Below are 23,293 nucleotides of genomic sequence, written 5' to 3' on the forward strand. Positions count from 1 at the left end.
GGGTTTCGTGGCGAACCCTTTTTCCCCCATACCCAGAATTGCGGTGGGTTCAGGGTTCGAGGAGATCCTGGAAGCCGCCGTAGATCATCCGCTGCCCATCGAACGGCATCGGGTTGACGTCCGGTTGCATGCGCGGGTCTTCCATCATTTTTGCCATGCCGGCATCGCGGGTGGCCTTGTCTGGCCAGATCAACCAGCCTGACGCCACGGTCTCGCCGTCCTTGAGTTTCACTGCCATCGGGAACGAGGTGAGCTTGCCGTCCGGCACGTCATCACCCCAACACTCGACCACACTCAGGGCGCCGTATTCCTTGAACAACTTCGCGGCGATCACACAGTGCTGCTTGTACTGCTCGCGATTGGCGGTCGGCACCGGCGCCACGAAAATATCGATGTAAGCCATGATCACTCTCCTTGCAGGTTGGGTTCGATCTGCTGATTAGTCGATTGCGGCGGTTGCCATTCGACAGGGTTCACGCCCAGGGCGACCGGCGGTTCCCCGCGAGCAGCCAAATTCCGCTCGACCTGCCCGGCCATGTGCAGCGTGCCGGCCATGACCCCGGTGGTCGGGTTCTGCACCAGCTTCAGCCAGGCCTTGTCGAAGGTGTTGCCCAGACTGCTGCGGATCAGCGCTTCGCTGTCAGGCCGGTCGTTGGCCTGAATGATTGCGCGAATGCCCGCCACACCGACCGAAATCAACCCACCGGCGAGTTTCCCGGCAGCCGCTGCCACCGCACTGGCGGCGCCGCGCGGGGCCATCTCCGCTTCCATCCGTTGGCTCGCCCGTTTGGCCACCGGCGCCATGCCGGCGTCGGTCGAAGCGATGCCCTTGGCGCCGCCCTCGGTGTGGATCTTGTCGATCAGAGCCGCGTAGGCCGGCAAGGTGTTCAACGGTTCGGTACTGATCACTTGAAACAACGAAGCATCCCGCGCGGGCGGTGGGCCGAGGGCGATAGCCGGGACCTTCTGCAAATGCCCGTTGAGCTGACCGATGGGCACGCCATGGCGCTGGGCGATGAGCGGCATTTGCTGCGCCATAAGCTGCGCGTAGAACGCCGTCGCCTGGCCGAGAATCGCATCCGGATCAATCTCCACCGCCACCGGCGCCAAGACTTTTTCCTGATATTGCTCAAGCAGATACGTCGCCAATCGTTTGGCCGAGGCATCCTGCTCGCCGCCGGCACTGACCGTGTACCAACTGACCTTCATCGACAGCCATTCCTGGGTCCAGTAGCTGCTGAACCACGGGATGAAATTTTCTTCAGTTTGCTCATAGACGCGAGTGCGCCAATGTTCCATCGAGCCACGGGCAAACAGCTTGACCTGTTCAGTGGACTGCTGCGAAGCGCTGACGATTTCGCGGTCGATCTGCTGCCAGGTCTGTGGCGAGACAAACACCACTTGCGGCGCTGACACCGGGGCGCGTGGCGAAGTGGCGCAACCGGCCAGCAACAACAGTGCGGCGACGAGCAGCGCGCGCGGGTTCACGGTGGGAATGTCCTTCAAATAAGGGGATGCAGATTTGAGTATAGGTGCGGGTGTTGGGCCGTTTGTCCGGTTGTGGCTGGACTGGCGCCTTCGCGAGCAAGCTCGCTCCCACTTTGAAACGCATTCCCCCTGTGGGAGCGAGCCTGCTCGCGAAGAGGCCAGCCGCAGCACCACCCATCAGCATCATCACTGCCATCGATATTCACCATCGCCAGGATTGCCTTCCGCCCACCGCCCATCAAAGGCACGATTAACCCATCCGAAACACAACGAGGAGTTCACAACATGATTCACACCCACGTCACACTCTCCGTGAGTTTCCCGGTGTTCGGCAGCAACTATTACGACCAGCACGGCGTGTCGCACAAGGCGCAGGCGCTGGTGTTCAACGAAGATTTCGAAGATCTGCTGATGCCTGCCGCGAGCAATCATTTCAGCAATGAAGTGGTCGGCCTCAACGATCAGTTCCGTTTTCTGAGCGACATTCTCGCCACCCATTTGCTGGACATCGAGGCCTCCGTGCCTGCGCGATCCAGCGTCCGGGCGAGCGCTCATTTTTAATGTATGACTTGGCCAGCGCGGCTGTGAAATAAAGTTGGCCCGGTCTCAGCCCGTCAGGGCGCGGGGAGGCCGGTTCACTTATGGATGATTTATGCCAAATAACGTAACACCCAGCCAGTCCCGCCTCCGGCCTCCGGCGCGGCCCCACCGATGACGATTCGCTCATCCGGCATAATGCTGACACCCCTTAGATATTGAGACTCGCCAGTGCCACTGTATAGGTTGAATCCTTTACCGTTGAACGTCTGATCCAAAGATCCATCCGCCCGATAGCGTGCTGTAACACTCGTCAGATTTTGACCAAAATTCGCGCCACCGAATCCGTACACCGTGATCGCCCCATCTGTACCTGTGCTTTGTTTGCTCCAGGTATGCCCATGGACGGCTAGATCTGTCACTAATGGTTGCCCGTTATTGAAATCCAGATTGTTGGATCCATTGGGATTCAGAACAACGATCAATCCATGGTCCAAGTTACCCCACGATCCCACCGCTACGATTCGGCCGTCTGACTCGCACACCGAGATAGAACCCAGCGAAGATCGCTCCGCTATGCTCACTGGCTCCCCGGCATTGAAAGTTTCGTCGATCTTCCCGTCTGCACCATACCGCGTAATGAACGCATTTTCATTGCCTAGCTCACCCCTGGTGTACCTGCCACTGATCAACACTTTCCCATCGTTCTGCACCGCAACGCCCATAGCTTCAATGGTGTCGTAAGAAATTCCCGTTGGCTCAACCAAGACAAAGCCTTTTTCGTTAAAACTCTTGTCGAGTGAAGCATCGGCATTCAGGCGTATAACAACGGATTTTGTTACGTCCACCTCACTGAAGACAAAGTCGACCAAGATGATCTTTCCATCCATTTGCCGAATGATCGGGGACGATGCGTTGAAGTGTGCAGACTCCTCCTGCACGGAAGGAGCTGAAAGCGCAGTTGCTGATCGTTTTGTATCGACCAGATACTCCGATTGCGGGATATAGCGAATCCCCCCCTCACCGAAATTCGCATCCAGTTGCCCATCCAGACGCTGTCGAACCAAAACCCGCCCGGCTTGCGAATCTGAATAGTACCGGGCGGACATCAGCCAACCACTTTCGTCCAGCGACTTGAATGCGAGGAAATAATGAATCGCGCACCCAGGTCTGAAGGTAATTTCCGCGAATCCCAAGCCCTGAGCAAAACTCTCGTCAAAATCACCATTTTCATGCAACCGGCACATCAGGTATTCGTTGGAATTTCCTTCTCGTAGCAAACAAACCATCACTTTTTTGTCAGGCAATGCCAGAACATCTGTGACATGAAATCCTGGGACGTCCGGAAAAGGTAGATTGACGATGCCATCCTCGCCAAAACCAGGATCAAGCGTACCGGGCAGAGCAATACTCGAAACCGTCTTCATCATCACGCTCCTTTGAAAGACGCCCCTAAATGAATGAATGGGCTCGAGGCCAGTACACCACGGGTTCACCGAGCAAAACACCTGTCAGAAATGACAGTACTGATACCTTTAGGAGCCAAATAACTGACAATTCGTGCAGATATTCAGCAGCCTTTCTGATCTTGGGCAACGCTCAGGAACCGAATCCGACCGTATCGAAATGCCACCTATACTCCTTGCAACCAAGCACCACGCAATGGATCTGCGCCCTCAATAACAACAAGCAGAGGTGGACCATGGTCTGGCAGCAAATCTACGACCCGTTCGGCAATCCGTTGATCTCCACGCTCATGGCCGCCGTGCCGGTGGTGGTGATGCTCGCGGCACTGGCGTTCTTCCACATCAAGGCGCATCTCGCAGCGTTATTGGCGCTGGCTTCGGCGCTCCTGATCTCGATCTTCGCCTTCGGCATGCCGGCGAGCATGGCCGGCTCCGCAGCGTTGTTCGGTGCGGCGAACGGCTTGCTGCCGATTGGCTGGATCGTCCTTAACATCATCTTTCTGCATCGCCTGACCACCGAGAACGGCTCGTTCAAAGTGCTGCAGGATTCTCTTGCGCGGATCACCGATGACCGACGTCTGCAGTTGCTGCTGATCGCCTTCTGCTTCGGTGCGTTTTTCGAAGGCGCGGCAGGGTTCGGCACACCGGTCGCAGTGACCGGGGCGATTCTGATCGGGCTGGGTTTTTCGCCGTTGGCAGCGTCCGGTCTGGCGCTGATCGCCAACACTGCGCCAGTGGCATTTGGCGCACTCGGCACGCCGATCATCACCCTGGCCAAAGTCACCGGGCTGGATGAGATGGAGCTGTCGATGATGGTCGGTCGGCAGCTGCCGTTTTTCTCGGTGCTGGTGCCGTTCTGGTTGATCTGGGCGTTTGCCGGGTGGCGCAAGATGCTCGAGATCTGGCCGGCGATTCTGGTGGCCGGGGTCAGCTTCGCCGTGCCGCAATTTCTCGTGTCGAACTACCACGGGCCGATGCTCGTGGACGTGATTGCCGCGCTGATTTCCATGGCTTGTCTGACGCTATTTTTGAAGGTGTGGAAACCGGCAACCATTCACACTTCAGCGGCGCTGTCAGGGCGGGTCGACAACTCCAGGGTCGAGGAAGAAAAAGTCACCGCCAGCGCCGCGTTCAGCGATCAGGCGCGCCCGGCCATCATGCGCGCGTGGATGCCGTGGATCATCCTCACCGTGTTCGTGTTTGCCTGGGGCACTCAGGGCTTCAAGAACATTTTCGACGTGCGCCTGGCGATTGACCCGGTGACGAATTCGGCCAAGCTCGACCCGACGGGCAAACCGGTCAACGAAGCCAACCCGTTTTTCGCCCCGGCCGTGACTTTCACATCACTGCACCTGCAGATCGAAAAAGTCCCGCCGGTGGTGGCCGCGCCAAAGGCAGAGGAAGCGGTGTACAAATTCACCTGGTTCACCGCCACCGGCAGCGGGATTCTGCTGGCGGCAATTGTCGGTGGTTTGCTGATGGGTTACTCGATTCCGCAACTGATCAAGCAGTACCTGCGCACGCTGTGGGTGGTGCGCTTTTCGTTGATCACCATTGCGGCGATGCTGGCGCTGGGGTTTCTCACCCGTTACTCCGGGCTCGACGCGACCATGGGCCTGGCGTTTGCGGCGACGGGAATTTTCTATCCGATGTTCGGCACGTTGCTGGGTTGGCTCGGGGTGGCGCTGACCGGTTCGGACACTGCGTCAAACGTGTTGTTCGGCGGTTTGCAGCGGGTGACCGCCGAGCAACTGGGGATCAGTCCGGTGCTGATGGCGGCGGCGAACAGTTCGGGTGGGGTGATGGGCAAAATGGTCGATGCGCAATCGATCGTGGTCGCCTCCACCGCGACGCGCTGGTATGGGCATGAGGGCGAGATCCTGCGCTACGTGTTCTTCCACTCGATAGTGCTGGCGATTCTGGTCGGCGGGCTGGTGACGCTGCAGGCGTACGTGGCGCCGTTTACTTCGATGGTGGTTGGCGGGCACTAGATTGGCCAAACACCGTTCAAATGTGGGAGCGAGCCTGCTCGCGAAGGCGTCCGGTCTGCCAATGAAGATGCTGGCTGTGCCGGCCTCTTCGCGAGCAGGCTCGCTCCCACAGTCGTTTTGTGTTGTTCAGTCGATTGATGAGCTCCGCTCATAACTCTATAGCGCAAATCCGCAAAAACCTTTTCCTATCTTCCGCAGTCATTCCTTAACGAGACCGGCGATCACGCTGGCTGCCCGTTTGGGCCGTTCACCCCTAGCTGCCCTGATGAAGAGAGAAAAGGAATCGAACCATGACGATTTCCCGACGCAGATTTCTGATCCTCGGCGCCGTGACCGCCACGGCGTTCGCGATGCCGCCGTTTATCAGCCTCAAGGCCTACGCGGCCAACCTGGAGCAACCGGCCATGAGCAAAGTGACGATCAACGTCAACGGCAAGCCGCGTGCGCTTGATGTCGACACCCGCACCACCCTGCTCGATGCCCTGCGTGAACACTTGCAACTGTCCGGCACCAAAAAAGGCTGTGACCACGGCCAGTGCGGTGCTTGCACAGTGATCGTCGATGGTCGGCGGATCAATTCCTGCCTGACCCTCGCGGTGATGCACGAAGGCAGCGAAGTCACCACCATCGAAGGTCTTGGCATGCCCGACAAGCTGCACCCGATGCAAGCCGCGTTCATCAAACACGACGGCTATCAGTGCGGATATTGCACGCCCGGGCAAATCTGCTCGGCAGTGGCCGTCATCAAGGAAATCCGTGACGGCATTCCAAGCCACGTCAGTGAAAGCCTCACCGAAGCGCCGCAGTTGATCGCCCGAGAATTTCAAGAGCGCATGAGCGGCAACATCTGCCGTTGCGGCGCCTACTCGAACATCATCGAAGCCATCTCTGAAGTCGCGGAGGTGCCAGCATGAGACCGTTCAGTTACAGCCGCGCCGACTCCCCCGCCGCCGCTGCGCAAGCCGCACAAGTCGAAGGCGCGCGTTTCATTGCCGGCGGCACCAATCTGCTCGACTTGATGAAACTCGACATCGAAACCCCGTTGCACCTGATTGACGTCAATCACTTGGGGCTCGATCAGATCGAAGCCACGCCCGAGGGCGGTTTGCGCATCGGCGCACTGGTGCGCAACACCGATCTGGCCGCCGACCAACGCGTGCGCAAGGACTACGGTTTGCTTTCCCGTGCATTGCTTGCCGGTGCTTCCGGACAGCTGCGCAACATGGCGACCACCGCTGGCAACCTGCTGCAACGCACGCGCTGCCCGTACTTCTACGACACCAATCAGGCCTGTAACAAACGCCAACCCGGCAGCGGCTGTTCAGCGATTGGCGGCGTCAGTCGTCAGTTAGGGATTATCGGCGTCAGCGAGGCGTGCATCGCCACGCACCCCAGCGACATGGCCATCGCGATGCGCGCCCTCGACGCGCAGATTGAAACGGTCAAACCCGACGGCAGCACACGCAGCATCGCCATGGCCGATTTTCATCAGTTGCCAGGCACCACGCCGAACATCGAAACCAGCCTCACCCCCGGCGAATTCATCAGCTCAGTGACCCTGCCTGCGCCAGTCGGCGGTACGCACATTTACCACAAGGTGCGGGATCGTTCGTCCTACGCCTTTGCGCTGGTGTCGGTCGGCCTGATCCTGCAAAAGGACGGCAGCGGCCGCATCGCCGTCGGCGGGATTGCGCCGAAGCCTTGGCGCGTCGAGGCCGCTGAAGCCTTGTTGCCCAAGGGCGCCAAAGCCGTCAGCGCACGCCTGCTCGACGGCGCTACGCCAACCCATGACAACCAATTCAAACTGACCTTGGTGGAGCGCACGCTCGGCTCGGTGTTGGCCCAAGCGAGGGACGAAGCATGAAATTCGACACGCCCGCCACCACCAACCCGATCGACCAATTGAAGGTCGTCGGCAAACCCACTGACCGCGTCGAAGGCCCGTTGAAGACCAGCGGTCAGGCGCCGTACGCCTACGAGCAGCATGAGGCCGTGGCCAATCAGGCTTACGGTTTCATGGTCGGCTCGGCCATCGCCAAGGGGCGGATCAACAACATCGATCTGGACGATGCCAAAGCCGCGCCCGGCGTCCTGGCCATTGTCACCGCCGCCAACGCCGGCAAACTCGGCAAGGGCAAATACAACGCTGCGCCATTGTTGGCCGGCCCTGAGATTCAGCACTATCACCAGGCCGTCGCACTGGTGGTCGCGGAGACCTTCGAACAGGCCCGCGCCGCCGCGCAAATGGTCAAGGTCGATTACGTCACCGCCGAAGGCAAATTCGATCTGGCCAGCGTGCGCGACCAAGGCGTCGAGCCGAAAGACGAATTGCCTGATGTCAAACACGGCGACTTCGCCAAGGCTTTTGCTGCCGCGCCGGTGCAGTTCGACCAGACTTACACCACGCCGGATCAGTCCCACGCGATGATGGAGCCGCATGCCACGTTGGCGGCGTGGAAAGGCGATCAACTGACCCTGTGGACGTCGAATCAGATGATCGCCTGGAGCGTCGGCGACATCGCCACCACCCTCGGTTTGCCCAAGGAAAAGGTCCGCTTGATCTCGCCCTACATTGGCGGTGGCTTCGGCGGCAAGTTGTTCGTGCGCGCCGACGCGATTCTGGCCGCACTCGGCTCGCGCATGGCTGGCAGACCGGTGAAAGTTGCCCTCGCCCGCCCGCAAATGGCCAACAACACCACCCACCGTCCAGCGACCATTCAGCACATTCGCATGGGCGCGACGGCGGACGGCAAACTCACCGCCATTGCCCACGAAGGCTGGTCGGGCAACCTCGCGGAAGGCAAAGTCGAGGTCGCCGCGCAGCCGAGCCAATTGTTGTACGCCGCGGAAAATCGTCTGGTGAGCATGCGCCTCTCCCCGCTGGATCTGCCGGAAGGCAACGCCATGCGCGCGCCCGGCGAAACCCCGGGGTTGATGGTGCTGGAAATCGCCATGGATGAAATGGCCGAGCAGCTCAAACTTGATCCGATCCAGTTCCGCATTCTCAACGACACCCAAGTCGATCCGGTGAAAACCGAGCGACCGTTTTCCCAACGACGCTTGATCGAATGCCTGCAAACCGGCGCCGAGAAGTTCGGTTGGGACAAACGCAGCGCAAAACCCGGCAGCCGTCGCGAAGGTCGCTGGCTGATAGGCATGGGCGTGGCGGCGGCGATTCGCAACAACCTGCTGGTCAAATCCGGCGCGCGCGTACGCCTGGAGCGCGACGGCAAGGTCACGGTGGAAACCGACATGACCGACATCGGCACTGGCAGCTATACGATCATTGCGCAGACCGCGGCCGAGATGATGGGCGTGGGGCTGCACGATGTGACGGTGCACCTGGGCGACTCGAATTTTCCGGTCTCGGCCGGCTCGGGCGGACAATTCGGCGCCAACTGCTCGACTGCCGGCGTCTACGCCGCGTGCATGAAACTGCGCGAGGCCGTGGCTGGCAAGTTGGGTATGACGGCGGATCAAGCCGAGTTTGTCGACGGTCAGGTGCGGGTTGGCGACAAGCAGGTACCGCTGCGTAATGCTGCGCAAAACGGCGCGATCACGGCCGAGGACAGCATTGAGTTCGCCGACCTTGCCGAGCAGTACCAGCAATCGACTTTCGGCGCGCATTTCGTTGAGGTCGCGGTGGATGCCGCAACCGGCGAAGTGCGGGTGCGGCGGATGTTGGCGGTGTGTGCGGCTGGACGGATTCTCAACCCGAAAGCGGCGCGCAGTCAGGTGATCGGGGCGATGACCATGGGTGTCGGCGCGGCGCTGATGGAGGAGTTGGCGGTGGACAAGAAGCTCGGCTTTTTCGTCAACCATGACTTGGCCGGCTACGAGGTGCCAGTGCATGCCGACATCCCGCATCAGGAAGTGATTTTCCTCGATGAAACCGATCCGGTTTCTTCGCCGATGAAGGCCAAGGGTGTCGGTGAACTGGGGATTTGCGGGGTCAGTGCAGCGGTGGCCAATGCGATCTATAACGCCACCGGGGCGCGGGTGCGGGAGTATCCGATTACGCTGGACAAAATTCTCTCGTCGTTACCGGAAATGATCTAAACGCCTGAGCACAGCCCCTCACCCCAACCCTCTCCCAAGGGAGAGGGTTGGGGTGAGGGAAAGGTTTTACTCGGATCGCGGATACTGCTTGGCACTCACCTGTTCCATCCAGTCCACCACCTTGCCATCCAGCACTTCAGCAATCGCGATATGCGTCATCGCGGTGGTCGGTGCCGCGCCGTGCCAATGCTTGGCCCCCGGCGCAATCCACACCGTATCACCCGGGCGAATCTCGCGAACCGGTTGCCCCCATTCCTGCACATAACCCGCTCCGGCAGTGACGATCAATGTCTGCCCCAACGGATGGGTATGCCATGCCGTCCGCGCGCCGGGCTCGAACGTCACGGTGGCGCCACTGACACGCGCGTCATCCGAGCCCTTGAACGGTGCATCGACGCGCACCGTGCCGGTGAACCAGTCCGCCGGGCCACGGGCCGAAGGTTGCGAGCCGTTGGGCGTGACGGTCACGCGGGGATTTTCATTGGCCTGTACCTCACCCGCCAGCAGGGAGAGGGTCAACGCAGAAGCAGCAATCGGGTTCATGGCAATGTCCTCCAGATAATCAATGCCATCACTTTACTGATCCGCACTCTTCGAATAATCGACTAGAATTTGAAAAAACTTATGCAGGACACTCATCAATGCTCCGAGAAAACGCCACCGACCTGCTCGCCTTCCTCGCCGTGGCCCGCGAACGCAGCTTCACCAAAGCCGCAGCCAAACTCGGCGTGTCCCAATCGGCGCTAAGCCACACCATTCGGGCGCTTGAAGCGCGCCTCGGCCTGCGTCTGCTAACACGGACCACGCGCAGTGTTTCTCCCACCGAGGCCGGCGAACATCTGCTGCAAACCATCGGCCCGCGCTTCGAAGAGATCGAAGTGGAATTGGCCGCGCTGAGTAACCTGCGCGAAACCCCGGCGGGCAAAATCCGTATCAATGCCACCGACCATTCGCTGGACTGGCTGCTGCGCCCGGTGCTCAAGGAATTTCTGCCGAAGTACCCGGACATCGCCGTCGAAGTCAGCTGCGATTACGGTTTCGTCGACATCGCCGGCCAGGGTTTCGACGCCGGCATTCGTTTGGGCGAGGACGTTGCGCAAGGCATGATCGCCACCCGCATCGGCCCGGACATGCGCATGGCGGTGGTCGGCTCGCCCGCGTATTTCGCCAAACGCAACGCCCCGCAAACCCCGCGCGAATTGACTGACCACGCTTGCAATAACCTGCGCTTGCCTACCAACGGCGGGCTCTACAGCTGGGAATTCGAGAAGGATGGCGAAAGCCTGAAAGTGCGGGTCTCCGGACAGATCACCTTGAACGGCGTCTATCCGTTGCTTGACGCGGCGCTGGATGGCTTCGGTCTGAGCTACATCCCGGAAAATATCGTCGCGCCGTATCTCGCCGATGGCCGCTTGCTGCAAGTGCTTGAAGACTGGTGCCCGACGTTTGCCGGGTATCACCTGTATTACCCGAGCCGACGGCAGGCGGCACCGGCGTTTGCGCTGTTGCTGGAGGCGTTGCGTTATCGCGGTTGACTCAACGAGTGGGGCCTTTGGTCTTTATCAAAATGGCGGCGTGGTTAACCCAGCAAAGCAATCAACTGATGCCGCTGCGCATCGGTGAGCATTGGCCCGAACCCGGCCTTGACGTTGTCGGCCATGTAACGCGGATTGCTCGTCCCCGGAATCACACAGGTCACCGCCGGATGCGCCAAAAGAAACTTCAGCGCCAGTTGCGGCCAACTGTTGACCTGCACATCCGACACCCACGCCGGCAGCGGTTTGCCTTTGAGCCGGGCGAGCAGATCGCCACCGCCAAACGGGCGATTACAGATCACCGCCACGCCGCGTTCACGACACAGCGGCAGAATGCGTTTCTCCACGCCACGGTCATCGAGGGCGTAGTTGATTTGCAGGAAATCCACTTGTTCAGCCTTCAACACCGCCTCGACTTCGTCATAGGCCGAAGCCGTGTAATGAGTGATGCCGATGTAGCGGATGCGTCCCTGTTCTTTCCATTCGCGCAGGGTCGGCAGGTGGGTCTGCCAATCGAGCAGGTTGTGGATCTGCATCAGATCGATGCGTTCGGTACGCAAAAGGCTGAACGACTGCTCCATCTGCGCGATGCCCTCCTTGCGGCCACGGGTCCAGACCTTGGTGGCGAGGAACGCGGGTGAACGCGGTTCGTGGATCGACAGCAGCTCGCCGGTGGTCTGTTCAGCGCGGCCATACATGGGCGAGCTGTCGATGACCGTGCCGCCCTTGTTGAACAGTTCATCGAGCACCGCGGGCAATTGCCGGTAGACCGGGTCGCCGGGTGCAACGTCGAAACCGCGATAAGTGCCCAGCCCCACCATGGGCAACGATTCGGTGCTGGAGGGAATGGCGCGGGTCTGCATGGCGTGGCCTCGGGTGGTCGCGGGGGGCGTGGCAGTGGCCAACGCCCGATTCAAGGTGAAGACCGCCGAAACCCCGGCAGCCAGCGAGAGCAATCGGCGACGGGAGTAACCCTCAGTGTGGCTCATGCTGGCTCCCCTGCTGCGTGAATCTGTTGCATGTTGTGTGCGCAGGCAGCCGGACCGGATCGCTGGACTACACTGCGACAGCACACCTTCTCACCCCGTTAAAAGTAGCCGAATGTCCCGAACCCTGATGTCACTCGTCGTTTTGATCGTGGCCGTGTACCTGGTTTTGTGCGCGGGGCTGTTCTTTTTTCAGCGTTCGCTGATCTACTTTCCGCAGCCCGCTGCCGTGGAAACTGCGGAAGCACGCTTGAAGCTGTCGATGCCGGACGCCGAGGTCTGGGTGACCACCCGCGAGCGCTCGGGGTCGCGGGCGCTGATCTATTTCGGCGGCAATGCCGAAGATGTTTCGCGCAATCTGCCGGACTTTGCCGAGGCGTTTCCCAATTACGCGCTGTACTTGCTGCATTACCGGGGGTTTGGTGGCAGCAGCGGTTCGCCGTCGGAAGAGGCGATTGCCGAGGATGCGCTGGCACTGTTCGATCAGGTGTCTGTCACCCATCCGCAGATCGCCGTGATCGGACGCAGCCTCGGTTCGGGCGTGGCGGTGCGTCTGGCCAGTCAGCGTCCCGTGCAACAACTTATTCTGGTGACGCCCTACAACAGCCTCGAAGAAATCGCCGCGAGACAATATCCGTGGGTGCCGGTGCAGTGGTTGCTCAAGGATCGTTTTGAATCAGGCAAATACGCCGCGCATATCCGCGTGCCGACGTTGCTGCTGGCGGCCAGTGATGATGAGGTGATTGCGCGGGACAGTACGCAGCGCTTGCTGGAGAACTTCCCCAAAGGCGTGGCGGTGCTCAAGGTTGTGCCGGGGTCGGGGCATAACTCGATTTCGGACCGCCCGGAGTATCTGCAGTGGATGGGCGGTGTGTTGAATCGCTGAAACGGTATTTCTGACATTCATGGCTGCCTGGCTGGCCCCGTCAAACCGGAGAAATGGTCGCCAGCAAGCCAATCAGAATGGTCAACGTCAGAAAACCACCCAGGAAAATCGCCATCTTGTTCATGTTGCTCTCCTTAATGCCGAGTTTGCGGTGCACCGGACGTCTCGAAATGAGGATTGTCGCGGATGACCCGACTGCAGGGCTATTTTGAGCGTGTGACTGAAACGGTTACAGATGCAGATCAGAGAGAAAAATACGGATCAGATGTGCAACTGATCCGCTTCGGCCATGGGCCACTATTCAGATTGCTGCAATTGGGTTCATTTTCGCCCTGATTGATCTAGAGTCATTGCCGTTGCCAAAAGAACAACAAAAACTCAGGAGTGAATCATGTCCGATCTGAACTTGCAGCCCAACGTCGCCGAGTCCCTGAATCGCTGGCACGAGATGATTCGCGGCGGCAACCTGAGCACCCTGCCCGAACTGCTCGATCCGAAAGCCGTGTTCCGCTCGCCAATGGCTCACACGCCCTACCCCGGCGCACCGGTGGTGTCGATGATCCTCAACACTGTGTTCGAGGTGTTTGAGGACTTCAAATACCACCGCGAACTGGCCACGGCAGACGGGTTGAATGTGATCCTGGAGTTCAGCGCTAAAGTCGACTCGAAAGACCTCAAGGGCATCGACATGATTCGCTTTGACGAGCACGGCAAGATTGTCGAGTTTGAAGTGATGGTGCGGCCATTGAGCGGGTTGCAGGCGTTGGGAGAGGAAATGGGGCGGCGCCTCGGCGCCTATCTGGCGTCCGCAAAAGCCTGATCAACGGGCACAAAAAAACCCACTGACCGTCGCCGGTTCAGTGGGTTTTGTGTGTCAGGGTTCTAGTTACAGAGCCATGTCACGTGCAGCGTTTTCCTTCGGTGCTTCAGCTTTTTCAGCTGCAGGTGCGGCCGGGGCAGCCACCTGACCGATCACTGGAGGCGTCGGCAGTTCGAGGATCTTGGCGGTGTAAGCCCACTCTGCAGCCACTTTGGCCGGATCGCTGTTCAGCTGAGTGCCGTAGCTTGGAACAATCTGGTGCAGCTTGGTTTGCCACTCTGGGCTGGCCACTTTGTCTTTGAAGACTTTCTGCAGCACGCTCAGCATGATCGGTGCAGCGGTCGACGCGCCTGGCGATGCGCCGAGCAGGCCGGCGATGGAGCCGTCTTGTGCAGCAACGATTTCGGTGCCCAGTTTCAGCACGCCGCCAGCGGCTTCATCACGCTTGATGATTTGCACGCGTTGGCCGGCCTGCCACAGGCGCCAGTCTTCGGCTTTGGCGTTCGGGAAATATTCCTTCAGCGCGTTCATGCGGTCTTCATCCGACAGCATGAGTTGGCCTGCAAGGTACTCGACCAGCGGGTATTCCTTGATGCCGACCTTGGTCATAGGCCAGATGTTATGGGTGGTGGTGCTGGTCAGCAGGTCCAGGTACGAACCTTCTTTCAGGAACTTGGTGCTGAAGGTCGCGAATGGGCCAAACAGGATAACGCGCTTACCGTCCAGAACACGGGTGTCCAGGTGCGGAACGGACATCGGTGGTGCGCCAACCGACGCTTTACCGTAGGCCTTGGCCAGGTGCTGTTCAGCGATGGCCGGGTTATCGGTCACCAGGAACGAGCCGCCAACCGGGAAGCCAGCGTATTCCTTGGCTTCAGGAATGCCCGACTTCTGCAGCAGGTGCAGTGCACCGCCGCCCGCGCCGATGAACACGAACTTGGCGTCGGTTTCGGTTTTGGTGCCGTCTTTCAGGTTTTTGTAGCTGACGCGCCAAGTGCCATCGGCATTCTTGGTGATGTCCTGCACTTCGCTCGACAGTTTCAGATCGAAGTTAGGCTTGGTCTGCAGGTGGGCAGCGAACTGGCGGGTGATTTCGCCGAAGTTCATGTCGGTGCCCAACGGGCTCCAGGTGGCCGCGATTTTCTGGTTCGGGTCACGCCCTTCCATCATCAGCGGAACCCACTTCTTGATCACAGCCGGGTCTTCGGAGTACTGCATGCCGGCGAACAACGGGCTCGCTTGCAGGGCTTCGTAGCGCTTTTTCAGGAACTTGATGTTGTCATCACCCCACACGAAACTCATGTGCGGCGTGGTGTTGATGAACGAGCGAGGGTTCTTCAGAACGCCTTGCTGAACCTGCCAGGCCCAGAACTGACGGGAGACCTGGAACGCTTCGTTGATCTCCACGGCTTTCGGGATCGTCACGTTGCCTTTGTCATCTTCCGGGGTGTAGTTCAGCTCAGCCAGAGCCGAGTGACCGGTACCGGCGTTGTTCCAGCCGTTGGAGCTTTCGAGGGCGACGCCATCGAGGCGCTCGACCATTTCCATCGACCAGCTTGGCTCCAGCTCATTGATCCACACACCCAGGGTGGTGCTCATGATGCCGCCGCCGATCAGCAGGACGTCGACTTTCTTTGCTTCGTCAGCATTGGCGGACGTCATCCCCATCGCCAAAGCCAGACCCAGCAGGGCTGTGTTCACTTTCTTAAACATCTGTAGCACCTATGATAAAACGCCTTCCGCCCGCCTCTTTTATCTGCATGCGATCCGCTTTGGTGACGCTCAGGCTGGCGTCGCAGATTCCGGCACACTTCAATTTTGACGGGTGGGCACACAAGGCCGACAGGTTGCATCGACCTCAGTTAATGTCCCTTCTGAACTGACTTTTTATCGTTATTGGCTTCAGCTACTGGAGCGACAGGGATTCCGTCAGCCCGCCCGGGGGCAAGCAAACTGAATTAGGTCAAACCAAGTTGGCGCGAAGAATATCACGTCAGGGCAAACCCGCGCGTCTGTTCCCGACTTGAGAGTCTTTTTCCGCTCAGGGACTTATCGGCCGTCAATCGCCGAACATGAACCCGTGATGGCTCTGCCTGAAGCCTTTCAGCACGACAGCCCGATCTTGTGGCGCGATGAAGTGCAAGCCAGCGCTGCACAATCAAACGGTTACCTGCTAAGTTGTACGATGACTGATGAACTCACATTTTGAATCAACCAGTCATAGGCCCAATAACAACAAGGAAACGCCCTCAATGAATAACACTCGTCTTCTGATCGGTTTTCTCTGCGCCTTCAGCGGTTACACTCTGGCCGCCCCTGCCCCGGCAGAAAAAGACGTCGCCCAAGCGGTCGACCATCTCACCCAGGCGATGCTGCACAAAGACATCGCCGAACTGAACGCACTCACCGCGCCAAACCTGACGTATGGCCACTCCAGCGGCAAGATTCAGGACAAGCAGGAATTCATCGCCGACATCGAAACCGGCAAGAGTGCCTTCAAGACCCTTGAAATGCAGAAGCAGACCATCACTCTGTCCGGCGACACCGCGCTGGTGCGTCACCACTTTTCCGCGCAGGCGCTAAAAGGGACCGAGGTGGTGCCGACGGAGATCGAGAACTTCCAGATCTGGCAGAAGCAGGACGGTAAGTGGTTGCTGGTCGGGCGGCAGGCATTCAAGTTTTGATTGAATTGCAGCTCGCTTGAACAGACGTTGAATGGGCTGGCTCATTCGTGGGCCAGCTCGCTCCCGCGCGGTTCGATTTACAATCAGCAACACTCCCTTTCAGTCTGATCGACACTTGGTTTTTCTCCTTGGCGACGCTCGTAAACGCCTGTCAGTGCTTCAGTTAAGCCGATTTACCAGAGTCTGCTGCGCAACCACGTTTCGGCAGATGTCCGCGGGCGCAGCAACGGCGATAAAACTTTCCCAAGGCGCGGCAAGTCTGAATTTTCAACGCACACGGCCAACGCCTTCATCGCCAGTCAATGTCGTCAGGCTGGAGTCCGTCGTTCCAAACACACTTGCAGCAGCAAAAAGGAAACCCCTATGAAACGCGCACTCTGGTTGGGTTTGCTCGGCACCTTCGCCATCGGCTCCGCTCAGGCAGCGACCGAGAAAGTCGCGATGAATCTGGTGAGTGCCGACGGCGCACCGCAGGCGATCGGTTCGGTCACCGTCAGTGAGACGCCGTATGGCCTGTTGTTTACCCCGGACTTGAAATCCCTGCCGGCCGGCATCCACGGTTTTCATGTGCACGAAAACGGCAGCTGCGAAGCGGGCATGAAGGATGGCGTGAAAGGCGCTGCGCTGGCCGCGGGCGGGCACTTCGATCCGCAGAAGACCGGCAAGCACCTCGGTCCCTACGCCGATGGCCATCTCGGCGACCTGCCAGCGGTGTACGTCACGGCTGACGGCGTGGCCAACTATCCGGTGCTGGCGCCGCGGCTGAAAAAGATTTCCGAGATCAAGGGCCACGCGCTGATGATTCATGCCGGCGGCGACAACCATGCCGACATGCCGAAACCGTTGGGCGGTGGCGGTGATCGCATGGCGTGTGGGGTGATCTGAACCCGTCCGCTGCATGAGCGGGCAACCCGCAACAAGGTTGCCCGCGTCTGTCTCAGCAACGCTACACGGAACTCCCGCCCTCCGCGCACCTCTCACATTATGTAGTACTTCCCTTTTGCTTCGCGCCTGTGGAGGAATACCGTCATGCGCAAGTTAGTGCTCGTTTCTTCTTTACTCTTAAGCCTGCCAGTCGGTTCGGCGCTGGCCCGCGTCGACGCGGGTGATGTCGCGACCTCGGCGGGTGTCTCCGCGTCGCTGTACTCGACCTTCAAGGATCACAAAATGGTGATTCCGGCCCGTGACGACCTGTCTGCATTTGTCGCCAGTGGCGGGGCCATTCGTGGGGTTTATCTTGAGTCGGTACTGCAACAGGTGCGTCAGGACAACCCTGGCCTCAACGCCAGCGATGAAGATCTCGCCAACGCGATTCTGGTGCATTACGAAGGCCTGAATCAGTAGCAATCACGGAAAAGGCGGCCGATGGACGGCCGCTGAAGGCTCATAGGCAAAACAGTCCGACGGCCTCTATGATGGAGGCCATGACGACTTCTGCGCCATTGCGCTCCCCCTGCCCGCCCGGCGCCTGCATTTGCGGGCGCGATCCGTTGCTGGACACGCCCGGCGCGGATTTGCGCATCCTGCGCCTGACGCGCGAAGAAGAAAAACGCCTGCTCGCGCGCCTGGAAATGCTCAAGGATCTCGACGACCTCAAACGTCTGCAACAACGCATGTTCGAGCAATTGGGTATTCGTGTGGACGTCGCTCCCGGTTTCAACGAAGTGCGCACCATGCGCGGCATCGCCATTCAGATCGATGAATTACCCGGGCTGTGCCGCAAGACACGCGCAGCGATTCCGGCGGCAATTCGCCGGGGTCTGGAAAACAACCAACAGATCGCCTTCGAACTGCTCAACGCGCACGACTTGCTGCGCGACACCTGATCACTTCTTCATGCCAACCCGCTTACGCATCTCGGCAGTGATGCTCTGGCGGGTTTTCTTCATCTCGGCCCACGGCTCATCGCCGACCTCGGCCAAGCGTTCATGTACGTTGTGCACATTCCACTGATTGCCACCCTTGATCTCGGCGACCTCCTCACGAAACACCGGCACCGACACCGGCAGTCCTTCGCGGGTGCGCGCCGAATAAGTGCAGATGGTGGTCGCACCGAGACCGTTGCGCAGGTAGTCGATGAAGATCTTGCCGACACGGTTTTTCGGCCCGGACACCGCCGAAAACCGGTCAGGCAGCAACTTGGCCATGTGACTGACGATTGCATGGCTGAAGTCCTTCACCTCATCCCAGCCGTGCTTGCGGGTCAGCGGCACCACCAGGTGAATGCCTTTACCGCCGCTGGTTTTGAGAAAGGCTTTAAGTCCCAGTTCATCAAGCACCGTCAGGGTCAGCGCCGTGGCTTCGACCATGCTTTTCCAGGGCAGCGCCGGATCCGGGTCGAGGTCGAGAACGAAGCGGTCGGGCTTGTCCAGATCGACTGTGGTGGCGTTCCAGGTGTGCAGTTCGACCGTGCTCATCTGCACCGCGCCGATCAAAGCTTCGGCGTTGTTGATCAGCATCACCGGTTGGCCGGTGAGGTCTTTGTCCAATGTCGTGATGCCGGGGATCGCCAGGCGCTCGGCGTTTTTCTGAAAGAACAACTCACCGGCAATGCCGTCCGGCGCGCGCACCAACGCGACTGGCCGCTCGTTGAGTTGCGGCAGAATCCATTCGGCAACACTGGCGTAATACTCGGCGAGTTGCATTTTCGTGGTGCCGCTGACGGCATCGATCACCCGGTCGGGATGGGTAATGCGCACTTTGCCGTCGGCCAGTCCGAGTTGCGACGGTGCCGCTTCAGCTTTGCTCACCGCGGCTTTTTTTGCCGGTTTCTTTGCAGCGGTTTTCGGCTCAGAAGTCTTCACGGGTTTCGCTCGCTCCTCAGTGATGTCCTTGGCCGGTTTGTCATCGCGCAGACCATGAAACACGGCGTGGCGCACCGAGCCGTCCTTGGTCATTTCTGCGAACGCCACTTCGGCCAGCAGCTTGGGTTTCAGCCAGTGCACGCCTTTGGCCTCGAAGCCACTGGGCGGGTTGACCACGGCTGCTTTCTTCGCCTGCAAGGGTTTCAGTTGCGCGAGGATGCTTTTCAACGTGGCTTCGTTGAACCCAGTGCCGACCTTGCCGGCGTAGCGCAATTCGCCGCTATCACGATCATGCAGGCCCAACAGCAAAGCGCCGAACGCACTGCGCGAACCTTTCGGATCGGTGTAGCCGACGACCACAAATTCCTGCCGATGCTTGCACTTGAGTTTGATCCAATCGCCGCTGCGCCGTGACACATACGGCGAGCCGAGACGTTTGCCGATCAAGCCTTCCATCTGCATCTGGCAAGCGCTGTTGAGCAACGCATCCGGGGTTTCGTCGAACGCCTCGGAGTAGCGCAACAACGGATTTTTCTGCGCGCCGAGGATCGTCGCCAGGGCGGCGCGGCGTTCTTCCACCGGCACTTCGCGCAGATCGACGCCGTTGAGATACGGCAGATCGAACAGGTAATAGAGAATGTTGCCACTGCGCCCGACCTCGAAGGCGTTTTGCAGGGCCTGAAAATCCGGCACGCCGTGTTCGTTGGCCACCACCATTTCACCGTCGAGCCAAGCCGACTCCAGCCCCAGCGCAGCGAGCGCTTCGGCCTGTTGCGGCAGTTTGTGCGTCCAGTCATGGCCATTGCGGGTGAACAGTTGCACTTGATCATGATCGATGCGCGCCATGATCCGGTAACCGTCGAACTTGATCTCGTAGCTCCACTCACCTTCGGGCGCGCTGTCGACCAGCGTGGCCAATTCCGGTTTGAGCTGGGCGGGAATTTTCGCCTTGTGCGCGCCGGTCAGCGTGCCCGAGGCTTTCTTGCGTGGTTTGGCAGCAGGCTTGTCCAGCGGTTTGACCTGCTTGGCGGCAAGCTTGGGTTTATCGACCAACGTACGTTCACTGAGCACGCTGTCTGGCTCGGCGAGCAAAACATCGTAATCATCTTGCGGGCGAGCGGCGGTGTCCTGATGTTTGATCAGGAACCAGTTTTCCTTTTTGCCCGGCATGTGCGTGCGCACCAGATTCCAGATCCCGCCGAGTTTCTCGCCCTGCAATTCGAACTTGAGCTTGCCTTTGGCGTAGGCTTTTTGCGGGTCTTCCAGTGGAATCCACACGCCGCGATCCCAGACAATCACATCACCGGCGCCGTAATGCCCTTCCGGAATACTGCCCTCGAACGTCGCGTAATCGAGCGGATGGTCTTCAACATGCACAGCCAGGCGCTTGACTTTGGGGTCGAGCGACGGCCCTTTCGGCACCGCCCAGCTCTTCAACGCGCCATCGAGTTCGAGGCGAAAGTCATAATGCAGGTGCGAGGCGTCGTGCTTCTGAATGCAGAACTGCAAGGCGGAATCGGCGGCTTTTTTCTTGCCGGCGCGTTTGACTGCAGCCGGTTCGGAGGTCGCCGAAAAATCGCGCATGCGGTTGTAGTCTTCGAGGTTTCTGCTCATTGCGCACCTGCCTTGCTTCAGCCCATTCGGGTCACAGTCAATGCGACCACGGCAATTCGGTCGACCCGTTGATAGCCGGGGTTGACCAACTCTTCGCCGAACACATCCGGATCGATTTCCCGGTAGGTCCAGCCAAAGCGCTGTTCATCGAGACGCGGCAGCACGGTGTCGAGAAAAGGATCGCGGCCATCGACCATCGCCACGCCGGTATACAGCAGCAGCGAACCGCCCGGCGCGAGCCGATTGAGCGCCTGCTCGACGATGCGCAACGACAGCCCGGCGCCGAGCGTGCCGCCGCCGTGCCGGTAGGCCCGCGCGGCGGGATCAGCCATGTACGGCGGGTTGGCGACAATCAGATCGAACTCGCCCTCGACGTTTTGCAGCAGGTCACTGTGTTGGGCTTCGACGTTGGCAACTTCCGCCAATGCCGCGTTGATCGTGGTCAGGCGCAGCGCGGCGGGATTGATATCCAGTGCCAGCACCTGCGCTTCGCGGCGGGCACGGCCAATCAGGATAGCGCCCACGCCGGCGCCACAGCCAATGTCCACGGCGCGATGGATGGGCGCGAAATTCTGCTGCAAATGGGCATGGATCAGCTGTGCGAACCGGTAAGTGTCCGGGCCGAAAAACACCGAGTCGGCGGCCTCAGTGGGAAACGCCGAATGCACAAACAGCAAATCGTCCAGGCTCGACCAGCGCACCCGGCTCTTGAGATGGCCTTCGTACGAATCGATGACTTGGGCGTCTTCCAATTGCCGCTGTTCGTCGGCCGATAACAAGCCCGGCTCGAAAGGCCGGGACCACCCGAAAACATCGCGCAAGGAGTCGGCAAACTGGCCTTCGTCGCGCTCGTTGACCCGCTGGTGGGTCAGCGGCGTCGGCGTGATAAACCGATAGCCGTCAGCCTGCAGGCGCCGGCCTAATTGCAACAGCGCAAGGTCATGGGTGGACAGCTGTTCTTCCTGACTCATTGAGGATTTCCTTAAGGCAAACGAGATTTGAGTTCGATGAACCGGCGGGTGGCGAGCAGCCCGGCTGGATGCGCATGTCTGGCCGGTGCAAGCCACGGGATGAGCGTGGCCATTTGTGCGTGCGTGTCCTGGCCTTGCAGGGCTTCGTTGAGGATTTGCACGTCGGGATCCTGCTCCGGCACTTCGATCGGTGCGTTCGAAGCAGCGTGGCGACGTAGCGCAGCAGGTTTCTTCGCTGGCTGCCAATCGCCAGCAATCCAGTCATGCACCAGTTGTTTCTCATAGGCGCTGAACACGCCGAACATCGCTGCGCCGTCGCCATCGATCAACTGCCAGAAGCGACTCGCCTGAGGGTCTTCGTGGCGCTTGATCCAGCCCTTGTTCTGCAGGGCCTGGAGAAAACCGGGCAAATGCTCCGGTTCGGCGAGCCACTGATTGACGGTTTTGCCTTCGAAACGGCAGTAGTCCGAGTGCATGTGCTGGGCGAATGGGCATTTGCGTTCAAGCATCGCCAGCAACTCGCGCTCCAGATCGAAACCTTCGATGATTGCGCGACTGCCTTGCCCCAAATCATTCAGTCGGTAGCCCTGTGATACCCGCCGTAGAAAATCGGCGCGATCCGCTTCCAGCGGCATCAGATCGAGCACCGCTTGTACGGCTTTTTGCGCATGACCGGTGCTGGCGTTATCGATGGTGACGTGGAGGGTGAAATAGTACGGATCGATGCCCAGTTCAGTGAGTTCGAAACTGCTGATCAGCAGGTGCAGCGGCAGTTGCTCATAGCCGAGGTTGTAGCCGATCGCCTCGGGCAACATCTCATCGCCGCAAGCGCCGAGCGCCAGTTGCAGCGCGCCCTGCAGATAACGTTCGTCGAGGATCGGGCTAGCGTGATCGAGGTCATGTTCGGCGAGCAGCTTGCGGTAGATCACCACATGATTTTGCGCCGGATTGCCTTCGCCCAGTTCCTCCAGATAGGTGCAGAGCAAACCGCTGAAGCGCGGATCGCGCCAGTGTTGCAGCAAGCCATACAGCCACGCGCCGTCAACCAGTTTGGTCGGCGCTACGGCTTGCAGGAAATACAACGCCTGCGCCTTACTGGCGAAAAATTGCCGCGGCCCCCCGGCCTTGCGCTGTTGCAGATAGTCGGCGTACTGACGGGCAACATCGGCGCTGTGCGCGGCGACCCAGTCGTGCCAAGTGGAAGGATCTTGCGGCAGTTCTTCAGGCAATGCGGCGGCGAGCTGCAACTGCTCATCCAGGAATGATTGCGCCAGCGCCCGCGAATCATCCTCGCGCAGCAACCTTTCATAAATGCTCCGGATATTCCCGGCGGCATCGATCGCTTTGAGTTGGGTGGGTGCAGCTTGCAGTCGTGTCAGGACAGTCATGGCAGTGTTCTCGGTCAATTGGCAGGACGCTGTTTCGTACGCCTCTACAGCAGCAGAGGCGTAG

At 59.6% G+C, this 23,293-nt stretch carries 22 protein-coding genes; 13 read left to right on the plus strand and 9 right to left on the minus strand.

Annotated features, from left to right (window positions below; all coding sequences use genetic code 11):
• Nucleotides 1-49 precede the first annotated feature (49 nt).
• Complete coding sequence (locus tag ACQ4OE_RS21615) at nucleotides 50-403, minus strand: DUF1428 domain-containing protein (RefSeq protein WP_430947848.1); 354 nt, start codon at nucleotides 401-403, stop codon at nucleotides 50-52.
• A 2-nt stretch (nucleotides 404-405) separates the two neighbouring features.
• On the minus strand, nucleotides 406-1,488 hold the full coding sequence (locus ACQ4OE_RS21620) for a hypothetical protein (protein ID WP_430947849.1): 1,083 nt from the start codon (nucleotides 1,486-1,488) through the stop codon (nucleotides 406-408).
• Between the two features lie 285 nt (nucleotides 1,489-1,773).
• On the opposite strand from ACQ4OE_RS21620, the gene ACQ4OE_RS21625 reads away from it, so the two are divergent.
• Complete coding sequence (locus ACQ4OE_RS21625; RefSeq protein WP_122594392.1) at nucleotides 1,774-2,049, plus strand: hypothetical protein; 276 nt, start codon at nucleotides 1,774-1,776, stop codon at nucleotides 2,047-2,049.
• A gap of 89 nt (nucleotides 2,050-2,138) precedes the next feature.
• On the opposite strand, the gene ACQ4OE_RS21630 is transcribed toward ACQ4OE_RS21625, so the two are convergent.
• A complete protein-coding gene (locus tag ACQ4OE_RS21630; protein WP_430947850.1) occupies nucleotides 2,139-3,452 on the minus strand; it encodes a hypothetical protein in 1,314 nt (437 codons plus the stop codon).
• Nucleotides 3,453-3,727: 275 nt separating this feature from the next.
• Here ACQ4OE_RS21630 and ACQ4OE_RS21635 point away from each other — a divergent pair, with 275 nt between their 5' ends.
• The 4 genes from ACQ4OE_RS21635 (at nucleotide 3,728) to paoC (ending at nucleotide 9,541) form a co-directional block, all read left to right on the plus strand.
• Nucleotides 3,728-5,482, plus strand: coding sequence for an L-lactate permease (locus ACQ4OE_RS21635; protein WP_430947851.1), 1,755 nt, complete (start codon nucleotides 3,728-3,730; stop codon nucleotides 5,480-5,482).
• Between the two features lie 290 nt (nucleotides 5,483-5,772).
• On the plus strand, nucleotides 5,773-6,396 hold the full coding sequence (paoA, locus tag ACQ4OE_RS21640; RefSeq protein ID WP_430947852.1) for an aldehyde dehydrogenase iron-sulfur subunit PaoA: 624 nt from the start codon (nucleotides 5,773-5,775) through the stop codon (nucleotides 6,394-6,396).
• The gene (locus tag ACQ4OE_RS21645; RefSeq protein ID WP_430947853.1) at nucleotides 6,393-7,346 is read left to right on the plus strand and encodes an FAD binding domain-containing protein; all 954 of its coding nucleotides are present in this window, start codon (nucleotides 6,393-6,395) and stop codon (nucleotides 7,344-7,346) included. The genes paoA and ACQ4OE_RS21645 overlap by 4 nt, the downstream gene beginning before the upstream one ends.
• On the plus strand, nucleotides 7,343-9,541 hold the full coding sequence (gene paoC / locus ACQ4OE_RS21650; protein WP_430947854.1) for an aldehyde oxidoreductase molybdenum-binding subunit PaoC: 2,199 nt from the start codon (nucleotides 7,343-7,345) through the stop codon (nucleotides 9,539-9,541). The genes ACQ4OE_RS21645 and paoC overlap by 4 nt, the downstream gene beginning before the upstream one ends.
• 66 nt (nucleotides 9,542-9,607) lie before the next feature.
• Here the strand turns inward: paoC and ACQ4OE_RS21655 are convergent, their stop codons facing one another.
• On the minus strand, nucleotides 9,608-10,084 hold the full coding sequence (locus ACQ4OE_RS21655) for a (R)-mandelonitrile lyase (protein ID WP_430947855.1): 477 nt from the start codon (nucleotides 10,082-10,084) through the stop codon (nucleotides 9,608-9,610).
• A 98-nt stretch (nucleotides 10,085-10,182) separates the two neighbouring features.
• Here ACQ4OE_RS21655 and ACQ4OE_RS21660 point away from each other — a divergent pair, with 98 nt between their 5' ends.
• Nucleotides 10,183-11,076 carry a LysR family transcriptional regulator gene (locus ACQ4OE_RS21660; protein ID WP_122594399.1) on the plus strand — a complete coding sequence of 298 codons (894 nt, stop codon included), beginning with the start codon at nucleotides 10,183-10,185 and terminating at the stop codon, nucleotides 11,074-11,076.
• Nucleotides 11,077-11,120: 44 nt separating this feature from the next.
• Here the strand turns inward: ACQ4OE_RS21660 and ACQ4OE_RS21665 are convergent, their stop codons facing one another.
• Complete coding sequence (locus ACQ4OE_RS21665) at nucleotides 11,121-12,065, minus strand: aldo/keto reductase (protein WP_430947856.1); 945 nt, start codon at nucleotides 12,063-12,065, stop codon at nucleotides 11,121-11,123.
• Between the two features lie 112 nt (nucleotides 12,066-12,177).
• Between ACQ4OE_RS21665 and ACQ4OE_RS21670 the strand changes: the two genes are divergently transcribed.
• The 3 genes from ACQ4OE_RS21670 to ACQ4OE_RS21680 all read left to right on the plus strand — a co-directional run bounded on the left by ACQ4OE_RS21670 (nucleotide 12,178) and on the right by ACQ4OE_RS21680 (nucleotide 13,768).
• Nucleotides 12,178-12,948 carry an alpha/beta hydrolase gene (locus ACQ4OE_RS21670; protein WP_430947857.1) on the plus strand — a complete coding sequence of 257 codons (771 nt, stop codon included), beginning with the start codon at nucleotides 12,178-12,180 and terminating at the stop codon, nucleotides 12,946-12,948.
• A 186-nt stretch (nucleotides 12,949-13,134) separates the two neighbouring features.
• Nucleotides 13,135-13,284, plus strand: a complete 150-nt coding sequence (locus tag ACQ4OE_RS21675; protein WP_430947858.1) for a hypothetical protein — start codon at nucleotides 13,135-13,137, stop codon at nucleotides 13,282-13,284.
• Nucleotides 13,285-13,339: 55 nt separating this feature from the next.
• Nucleotides 13,340-13,768 carry a nuclear transport factor 2 family protein gene (locus tag ACQ4OE_RS21680; protein WP_430947859.1) on the plus strand — a complete coding sequence of 143 codons (429 nt, stop codon included), beginning with the start codon at nucleotides 13,340-13,342 and terminating at the stop codon, nucleotides 13,766-13,768.
• 66 nt (nucleotides 13,769-13,834) lie between these two features.
• Here the strand turns inward: ACQ4OE_RS21680 and mqo are convergent, their stop codons facing one another.
• Nucleotides 13,835-15,481 carry a malate dehydrogenase (quinone) gene (gene mqo / locus ACQ4OE_RS21685; protein WP_430947860.1) on the minus strand — a complete coding sequence of 549 codons (1,647 nt, stop codon included), beginning with the start codon at nucleotides 15,479-15,481 and terminating at the stop codon, nucleotides 13,835-13,837.
• Nucleotides 15,482-16,020: 539 nt separating this feature from the next.
• Between mqo and ACQ4OE_RS21690 the strand changes: the two genes are divergently transcribed.
• The 4 genes from ACQ4OE_RS21690 (at nucleotide 16,021) to ACQ4OE_RS21705 (ending at nucleotide 18,278) form a co-directional block, all read left to right on the plus strand.
• Nucleotides 16,021-16,452 carry a nuclear transport factor 2 family protein gene (locus tag ACQ4OE_RS21690; RefSeq protein ID WP_430947861.1) on the plus strand — a complete coding sequence of 144 codons (432 nt, stop codon included), beginning with the start codon at nucleotides 16,021-16,023 and terminating at the stop codon, nucleotides 16,450-16,452.
• Nucleotides 16,453-16,815: 363 nt separating this feature from the next.
• On the plus strand, nucleotides 16,816-17,337 hold the full coding sequence (gene sodC / locus ACQ4OE_RS21695; protein ID WP_430947862.1) for a superoxide dismutase [Cu-Zn] SodC: 522 nt from the start codon (nucleotides 16,816-16,818) through the stop codon (nucleotides 17,335-17,337).
• A 144-nt stretch (nucleotides 17,338-17,481) separates the two neighbouring features.
• On the plus strand, nucleotides 17,482-17,796 hold the full coding sequence (locus tag ACQ4OE_RS21700) for a DUF2388 domain-containing protein (protein WP_430947863.1): 315 nt from the start codon (nucleotides 17,482-17,484) through the stop codon (nucleotides 17,794-17,796).
• Between the two features lie 80 nt (nucleotides 17,797-17,876).
• On the plus strand, nucleotides 17,877-18,278 hold the full coding sequence (locus ACQ4OE_RS21705; RefSeq protein ID WP_430947864.1) for a hypothetical protein: 402 nt from the start codon (nucleotides 17,877-17,879) through the stop codon (nucleotides 18,276-18,278).
• On the opposite strand, the gene ligD is transcribed toward ACQ4OE_RS21705, so the two are convergent.
• The 3 genes from ligD to ACQ4OE_RS21720 are packed head-to-tail and all read right to left on the minus strand — an operon-like array spanning nucleotide 18,279 to nucleotide 23,229.
• Entirely contained in the window at nucleotides 18,279-20,870 is a 2,592-nt protein-coding gene (gene ligD / locus ACQ4OE_RS21710) for a DNA ligase D (protein ID WP_430947865.1), read from the minus strand. It lies immediately after the preceding gene.
• A 17-nt stretch (nucleotides 20,871-20,887) separates the two neighbouring features.
• Nucleotides 20,888-21,841 carry a methyltransferase gene (locus ACQ4OE_RS21715; protein WP_430947866.1) on the minus strand — a complete coding sequence of 318 codons (954 nt, stop codon included), beginning with the start codon at nucleotides 21,839-21,841 and terminating at the stop codon, nucleotides 20,888-20,890.
• An 11-nt stretch (nucleotides 21,842-21,852) separates the two neighbouring features.
• On the minus strand, nucleotides 21,853-23,229 hold the full coding sequence (locus ACQ4OE_RS21720) for an iron-containing redox enzyme family protein (protein WP_430947867.1): 1,377 nt from the start codon (nucleotides 23,227-23,229) through the stop codon (nucleotides 21,853-21,855).
• Nucleotides 23,230-23,293 lie beyond the last annotated feature (64 nt).

This window comes from Pseudomonas sp. WC2, assembly GCF_050586545.1.
GTDB lineage: Bacteria > Pseudomonadota > Gammaproteobacteria > Pseudomonadales > Pseudomonadaceae > Aquipseudomonas.